Annotated in this window: 2 protein-coding genes; both read right to left on the bottom strand. The window is 70.4% G+C overall.

Features of this window, described 5'->3' with window-relative positions:
• Positions 1-858, bottom strand: an 858-nt coding sequence (locus tag PUR61_RS23865; RefSeq protein WP_329881418.1) for a mandelate racemase/muconate lactonizing enzyme family protein, incomplete at its 3' end; no start/stop codon positions are given.
• Between the two features lie 34 nt (positions 859-892).
• Positions 893-1,898, bottom strand: a 1,006-nt coding sequence (locus tag PUR61_RS23860) for a sugar ABC transporter substrate-binding protein (RefSeq protein WP_329881417.1), incomplete at its 5' end; no start/stop codon positions are given.

The raw sequence follows: 1,898 nt of genomic DNA, 5'->3' as shown, positions 1-1,898 counted from the left end.
GGCGACCTTGAGCCAGGGGGTGATGCCGCCGACGCGGGCGGCGTCCACCTGCACGATGGACGCGGCGCCGGCCTCCAGGTAGGTGCGGAACTGCGCGAGCGAGTACATGGACTCGCCGACCGCGACGGGGATGCGGGTGGCCCTCGCGAGTCGTGCGTGGCCGCTGATGTCGTCGGCCGGCAGAGGTTCTTCGAGCCAGTACGGGTCGTAGGGTTCCAGGGCCCGTGCGAGCCGCAGCGCCGAGGAGATGCTCTGGGACTGGTTGGCGTCGGTCATGATGTGCAGGGTCGGCCCGACGGCTTCGCGGACGGCCCGCAGGCGCTCGGCGTCCTCGGCGGCGTGGGGCTTGCCGACCTTGATCTTCACGCCGGCCCAGCCCGCCTCCCGGGCGGTGAGCGCCGACTTCACGAGTTCGTCGGTGGTCAGGTGGAGCCAGCCGCCCTCGGTGTCGTAGACGGGGACCTGTGGGCGGTGTCCGCCGGCGAGGCGCCACAGCGGTTCGCCGGCGCGTTTGCAGCGCAGGTCCCACAGGGCCGTGTCGACGGCCGCGAGTGCCAGGGAGGTGATGGCACCCGTGGTCGTCGCCCGTGTCGCGGCGAACAGTCGCTGCCACAGCGCCTCGACGTTGCGCGCGTCCTGTCCCCCGAGAAGGGGGAGCAGGTGGTCGTTCAGCAGGCTCAGCACCGAGCTTCCGCCGGTCCCGATGGTGTAGGAGTAGCCGGTTCCCCGGAGCCCGTCCGTGGTCGCGATCTCGACCAGGATCGTCTCCTGCTTGACGAACGCCTGGACGGCGTCCGTGCGGTCCGCCTCCACCGCGATGTCGGCGAGAAGAGCGGTGGCGGTCGTGATGGTGGTCATCAGACGAAGCCCGATCTCTGAGGCGGGGTGGTGGTCAGCGGCAGGTGAGGACGGTGTCCGTGAACTGCACCTTGAGCTGCTGCGTCTTCGCCTTGCGGTCGGCGTCGTAGGTGTCGACGGTCTGCTGGGTCACGACGAAGGAGCCGGAGTCGACGATCGCGCCCGGGTCGCGCACCGTGCACTGCTTGGTCTGCAGCAGGGCCAGCGCCCAGGAGCCGACCTCCGCCTGGCCCACCGGGTTCTGTACGACGGTCGCGGCGACCGTGCCGTCCTTGATCGCGCCGAGGATCTTGGGGTCGTCGTCGATCGCGACGACCTTGGCCTTGGAGCCGGTGGTCTTGACGGCGTCCGCGGCGGCGACGGCGGGGTTGTAGGCGGTGGTGACGATGCCGTTGATCTGGCTGCCCTTGGCGGCGAGCAGGTCGGAGACCGCCTTCTGCGCGCTCTGCAGGTCCTTGTCGATGTCCGTGACGGTCTGCAGCAGCTTCACCTTGCCACCGGACTCCTCCACGGCCTGGGCGACCCCCTTGATCCGCAGCTGGGTGTTGGCGTCCACGTTGTTGCCGGTCAGGTGCACCAGGGTGCCCTGGCCGCCCATCGCCTCGATCGCGGCGGTGGCCGCCTTGTACGCGGCGCGGGTCACGTCGGTCGACAGACAGAAGTCCGCCTTGTTCGAGCCGCCGGCCGGGCACGAGGCGAGGGAGGCCACCGCGAAGCCCTGCGACTTGAGGTCCGCGAACGTCGTGTTGATGTCGGTGGGCGAGACACCGAAGATGCCGAAGGCGTTGTAGCCGCGTGCGGCGAGTGTCGAGAGCAGGTTGTTCTGCTTCTGCTGGTCCCACTCGGCGGTCTCGTCGAAGGTCACGTCCCCGAGACGCAACGCCGTCTTCGCGGCGGCGCCGGCACTCTTCCACGGCTGGAAGTACGGGTGCGCCCCGCCGGGGACGAGGGCGATCTTGACGCCCGAGCCGTCGGCGACCTCCGGCGTGCCCTTGCCGGCGCCCGTACCCGTTGCGGGTGCCGCGGACGAGGTCGGGGCC

This window comes from Streptomyces sp. BE20 (assembly GCF_036322525.1).
Lineage (GTDB): Bacteria > Actinomycetota > Actinomycetes > Streptomycetales > Streptomycetaceae > Kitasatospora.
The sequence above is the reverse complement of the archived record's forward strand: the minus strand, read 5'-3'. Positions and strand labels throughout refer to the sequence as shown.